Below are 5969 nucleotides of genomic sequence, written 5' to 3' on the forward strand. Positions count from 1 at the left end.
GCGCCCCCCCCCGGGCCCCGGGGGCGGCGCGGCCCCTCCGGCCCCCGTCCGGTCACCGGCCGGAGCGCCGGCTCCCCGGCCTGTGGTCGGGCACGAGCGGGGCCAGCCACTCGCCCACACCCGCCAGGACCTCGTCCTCGTCCGTGCCCCTCGCCTCCGCGGCCAGCCGCTCGTACGCGGCCCCGCCCAGTTCCGCGCGTACCCGCTCCCGCGCCCGCACCACGAACGGGGTGGTGCGGTCGGGGACGCCGCGCAGCCCCTCGGCGTACCCGAGCATGCGGGCCGCCCGGCGCGGTTCCTCCCCCGCCAGCATCATCGCGAAGACGTCCAGGATCTCCGCGCAGACGGGGCGCAGCCCGTGGGAGGCCGTCCACCACGCGCGGCCGATGTCCCGCCAGGCCGCCTCCCGCTCTCCGGCCTTCCAGTGCAGGAGCGCGGACATGGCCCCCAGGCCCCCCTCCAGGTAGACCGGTGAGAACCCGCCCAGGCCGCTCAGCTCCTGCCGCATCCGGTCGACGACCTCGCGGGCGCGCTCCAGCTCCCCTGCCTCGCCGAGCCAGTGCGCCTCCGCCAGCGACAGCAGCACCCTGTGCTCGTCCTGGACCGGGTCCTCGAAGTCGGACAGCGCCCCCAGGTCCCGGCGGGCCGCATCCAGCTCCCCGAGGTCGGTGAGGGTCTGGGCCCGTCGGACCCGGAACACCGCCGCCATCCCCGTCAGGCCCGACTCCGAGGCCAGCCGCATCCCGTCGGTCAGCAGCTCGCGGCAGCGTTCGAGGTCCTCGAAGCGGTACACGTCCACCAGCTGGGCGAGCGCCTGGCACGCGCCCCAGGCGTCGCCGCAGGCACGGAACTCCTCCAGTGCGGCCTCCGCCTTGTCCGCGGACTCCCCGGTGTGGCCGGTGACGGCGTCGAGCAGGGACAGCAGGACGCGCACCATCGCGCGCATCCAGGGGTCGGGCTGGTCCAGGGCCGCGGCCAGGCGCTCGTAGGCGTCACCGGACCGCCCCTGGAGCATCGCCCTGTACAGCAGGCAGTGGACGAGCACGGGATGGCGCTCGACCCGCCCGCCCGACGACGCGACGACCTCCTCGACCTCCCTGATGGCCGCCTCCACCGTGGCGTGGTGCGTCGAACCGTCGCCCGCCCGGTGGAACAGGCAGCTGGCGTAGGCGACGGCCCTGCCCTCGGGGACGCGGCCGCCGAGCATGTCCAGGACCGCCTCCGACCAGCGGACCAGCCGGCGCCAGGACCCTCCCAGGGTCCAGTACCACTGGGTGTGCTCGACCAGGTCCAGGGCGAGCCCGGCGTCCGCGCGCTCCACCGCCCACCGCACCGCCGCGCCGTGGTCCGCGGACTCGGGGGCCAGGCGCGCGAGCAGTTCGCCCTGGCGCCGCCCGCGCAGGAGCGGGTCCGCCGCGCGCCACAGGTCGCGGACGTGGCGCGCGTGGGTGTCGCGCACGCGCACCTCCTCACCGCTGAGGGCCAGCCTCTCGGCGGCGTAGGCACGGACGGTCTCCAACTGCCGGTAGCGGGGCGGGGCGTCGTCGCCGACGGGGTTCTCGGCGATCACGAGCGACTTGTCCACCAGGGAGAACAGGACGGTCCACACGTCCCGGCCGTCCACCCGTCCCTCCGTGCCGGGGCCCGGTGCGGGGTCGGCGCAGAGCCGCTCGACGGCCTCCAGGGTCGCGCCGCCGGCGAAGACCGACAGGCGCCGCAGCAGGCGCCGCTCGGGTTCGTCGAGGAGTTCCCAGCTCCAGTCGACGACGGCCCTCAGCGTGCGGTGGCGCGGCAGCGCGCCCCGGCTGCCCCCGGTGAGCAGCCGGAAACGGTCGGACAGCCTCTCGGCGAGCTGGGCGGCGGTCATGGAGCGCAGCCTGGCGGCGGCCAGCTCCAGGGCGAGGGGCATGCCGTCCAGCTCCCGCGCCACGCGGACGACGTGGGCGACGTTGCCGGGCGTGACGGCGAAGCCGGGGCGCACCGAGGCGGCCCGCTCGGCGAACAGGGCGACGGAGGGGTAGGTGACGGCCTTCGCGGCGTCGGCACCCTCGGGCGGCAGCGCCAGGGAGGGCACGGGCATGAGCTGTTCGCCCGGGACGCCGAGGGGTTCGCGGGAGGTGGTCAGGACGCGCAGGCGGGGGCAGCGGGCGAGAAGGGGCTCCACGGCCCTGGCCACGTCCTCGACGAGGTGCTCGCAGTTGTCGAGCACGATGAGCGCGGGACGGTCGCCGATGTGGGAGACGACCCGTTCCAGCGGGGGGACCGGCGCCCGGGAGGACGCCGCCCGGAGCATGGCGTACTCGCGCAGTCCCAGGGCGCCGGCCAGGGCGTCCGGGACGTCGGCGCCGGACCTGGACGCGAGTTCGACGAACCAGCCTCCCCGGGCGAGCAGGTGCGGAGCGCGTGCGGCCAGGGCGGTGGCGGCCTCGATCGCCAGGCGCGTCTTCCCCGCCCCGCCGGGCCCGGTCAGGGTGACCAGGCGCCCGGTGGTGAGGAGGCCCACGGCGGTCCCCAGCTCGGTGTCGCGCGGCACGAAACCGGTCAGGGTGGCGGGCAGGTGCAGGTTCGGCGGGGTCGCGGGCTCGGGGGAGGGCGCGTCGAACTCGCCGCGCAGCAGCCGCAGGTGGGTGTCGCGCAGCTGGGGCGAGGGGTCCAGGCCCAGGTTGTCGGCGAGGCGGCCGCGGAAGCGCTCGTAGGCGGCCAGGGCGTCCGCCGTGCGCCCGGTCGCGGCCAGCACCCGCATGAGCAGCTCGACGGGGCGCTCTCGGTCCGGCTCGCGCCGGGCGAGCGCCTCGACGCGGGGCAGGATCTCGGCGTGGTGGCCGAGGTCGGCGCGGGCCGCCAGGTGGTCCTCGGCCGCGGACCGGTGGGTCTCGGCCAGGCCCAGCGCGATGTCCTCGGCGATGCCGTGCGCGGTCAGGTCGGACAGCGCCGGCCCCCGCCACAGGGCGAGCGCCGCGCCCAGGTCCCGTTCGGCGTCGGCGGGCCGACCTGCGGCGAGGCGGGCCCTGCCCTTCGCGGCCAGGTCCTCGAAGCGGTCGAGGTCGACCTGTCCGGGGTCGACGTCCAGCCGGTAGCCCGTGCCGTCGCCGTCGACGGCGGCGCCTGTGCCCAGGGCCCGGCGCAGGCGGGAGACGAGCGCCTGGAGGGCGTTGCCCGCCGAGGCCGGGGGGTCGCCCGCCCAGATGCCGTCGACGAGCTGTTCGACGGGCACGCGCCGCCCGGCGCGGAGCAGGAGGAGGCAGAGGAGGACGCGCAGCCGCGCGCCGCCGATGGTGACGGGCCTTCCGGTCGCGTCGTGCACCAGGAGGGGCCCAAGGATGGAGAACCGCACCGACCCATGATCACCGATCCGGCCGGGGAGTGCGCGGAGCCGTGCTCCGGCGGGCCCGCTCCCGGGCCCGCGGGCGGGCCGCGGGCCGGGACGGCCGCCCGAACGCCCGCCTGACCACAGTAGGGTTCGCTCAGGAACGTGTCGCCGGAGCCCTGTGGCGGCTCCCCCGCGTTCCCTCCCCGAGCCCGGCGCCGGGTGTCCTCCCGACGCCGTGCCGGTCCACAGCGAGTCCCGCCTCCACGGCCCGAAAGTCCAGCAGGAGTTCCCATTGTTCCCGGCCCTCCCCTCCCCCCGGTCCACCGGTGCGCGCACGGCCCGCACGTCCCCCGCAGCGCTCGCGGGCGCGGTGGCGGCGGGGGCCGCACTGGTCCTGACCACGGGTTGCGGCATCCTCGCCCCGGGGCAGAACGGTGACATGCCCGACGACATCAACGTCACCAGCCCCCTGATGCAGGAGGGGCAGCCGCTTCCGGCGGCCTACACCTGCGAGGGGGCCTCGGACGGCGCTTCGGCGGACGGTGGGGAGCAGGAGGCGCAGGAGGCGTCCTCGCCGCCGCTGAGCTGGTCGGGGCTGCCCGACGAGGCGGGCTCCATCGCCCTGGTGGTCGACGACCCCCAGGTGGCCCAGGTGTTCTGGGTGGTCTACGACCTGGACCCGCAGCTGGTGGAGCTGCGGCAGAACAGCGTTCCGGCCGACGCCAAGCAGGGGCAGAACTCCCAGGGCGTCGCGGAGTACGGGGCGCCGTGCCCGGAACCGGAGGCGTCGTACGAGTACAGGTTCACCGTGTACGCGCTGGCGAACCCGCTGGACCTGCCGGAGGGCGCGTCGCTGGACGCGGCCCTGGACGCCATCGCCGACCAGGCCGTCGCCCGCGGGTCCCTGGTCACGACCAACGCCGGGTGACATAGGCCATAGGAGATCCTCTCCGGCGCCCCGGATCCCCGTGGCCACGGGAAACCGGGGCCACGGGGATCCGCCCAGGAAGCATCCGTCGCCCTCTGCACACGGGGCGCGACAGCGCATACAGTGGGGCAGTGCCCCTCGCCCCATTTCAGATGACCGATTCCCGTCCACTCGCCGCGCGGCGCACCGACCTGGAACCGCACCGGACCACCTGCACCCCTCGTGCCACGCAGGTCGGACAGACCGGGCCATCACGGAACCAGGCGGCCGCCGCACATCCCCGGCCGGTTCCCGACACTCCGGTCCCCGGTGCGACCCGGGCGCGGCCGACCTCCCCAAGGTAGTGCGTAGACCATGACCGTCACCGTCATCATCATCATCGCCGTCATCGTCGTGCTCGCCGTGCTCGTCCTGCTCCTGCTGGGCATGCGCGCTCTGAGCGTCGGCTCCCGCGAGGACGACTACGACGACGAATACGAGTACGACGACACCGAGGACTCCGGTCGCGACCCCGACCGCGCACAGGAACGCGACCTCCCCGAGGACCGCGGCGACGAGGAACCCGCACCGCGCGGGCGGTCCCGCCGCGGGCACCAGGACGGCGGCGGCCGGTCGGAGAGGCGCTCCAAGGGCCGGCGCAAGCGCGAGGTCGACTGGGACGACGATGACGACGCGGACGGCCTGTCCGACAACGACTTCTGGTCCAGCCTGAGCGAGGACGGCCCGGCCCAGCGCTCCTCGGAGCCCCGCGGCCGCCGCGGCGACCGCGAGGACCGGAGCCCCAGCGTCACCGCGTACGAGTACGAGGAAGACGACTACGACGACGGGTACGAGGACTTCGAGGAGGAGACCGGTCCCCCCGGGGCGACCACGATCCTGCCCGCGGCGACCGGGGCCGGCGGCCCCTCCGCCGACCTGGCGATGCTGGCGAGCCTGGGGCAGGAGCAGGCCTCCCCCCAGCCGGACGAGCCGGCGGGGCGGTCCGGCAGGCACGGACAGTCCGGCGCGGCCGGGCCGGACCCGCTCGGCCCGGACGAGCGCGCGCTCCCGCCGCGTCCGGAGCGCTCCGCCCTCACCTCGCCCCAGGGGGCCGCGCCCGCGCAGGGCCTGCCCCCGGCACAGCACGCCGCACCCGCGGCCTCCGCCCCCCGGGACGACGACCCGCTCGGCTCGGGCTCGTGGACGCCCGGGGCCTCCTACTCCCAGCCGCGGACCGACCCCCTGGCGGGCCCCTCCCCCCTGGGAACCCCGGACTCGCGCGACCCGCTCGGCGGTTCCGGCCCGGCGCCGGGGACCGGCTCCCCGCTCGGCGGCCTCCCGTCCTACGGCGGCGCCTCGCCGGGCCGGTCGGACCACCAGGGCGCGGGCCGCCCGGAGAGCCCGGCCGCGAGCGACCCGCTCTCCCCGGGGTTCCGGGCCACGACCCCGGCGCACGGCTCCGACGTCGACTCGCCGATATGGTCCAGCATGGACACCGGCGCACACCAGCGCTCCGACTTCGGTTACGGCGGCCCCTCCTCCCCCGGGTCCGGCGCGACGACGCCCCCGTTCGGCGGGAGCGGCTCCGCGGACCCCCTGGGCGGCGGCTACCCGGCGGCCCCCCGGTCCGAGGGCGGCTACGACACCGACTCCTTCACCCGATCCGACTACGACACCGGCACCCACACACGGGGGGACCACGCGGGCACCGGGCTCCCCGGCTACGACACGGGCACCCACACGCGGCCCTCC

At 76.5% G+C, this 5969-nt stretch carries 3 protein-coding genes; 2 read left to right on the forward strand and 1 reads right to left on the reverse strand.

The window, feature by feature from the left end; all coding sequences use genetic code 11:
- Positions 1-52: 52 nt before the first annotated feature.
- Positions 53-3334 (reverse strand): ATP-binding protein, encoded by a 3282-nt coding sequence (locus tag ACWGL3_RS20225; RefSeq protein WP_452461668.1) that lies wholly within the window; start codon positions 3332-3334, stop codon positions 53-55.
- Positions 3335-3602: 268 nt separating this feature from the next.
- On the opposite strand from ACWGL3_RS20225, the gene ACWGL3_RS20230 reads away from it, so the two are divergent.
- Complete coding sequence (locus tag ACWGL3_RS20230) at positions 3603-4238, forward strand: YbhB/YbcL family Raf kinase inhibitor-like protein (protein ID WP_267949116.1); 636 nt, start codon at positions 3603-3605, stop codon at positions 4236-4238.
- A gap of 354 nt (positions 4239-4592) precedes the next feature.
- Positions 4593-5969: hypothetical protein (locus tag ACWGL3_RS20235; RefSeq protein ID WP_452461669.1), on the forward strand; the 1377-nt coding region annotated here is incomplete at its 3' end.

This window comes from Nocardiopsis sp. NPDC055824 (genome assembly GCF_053616335.1).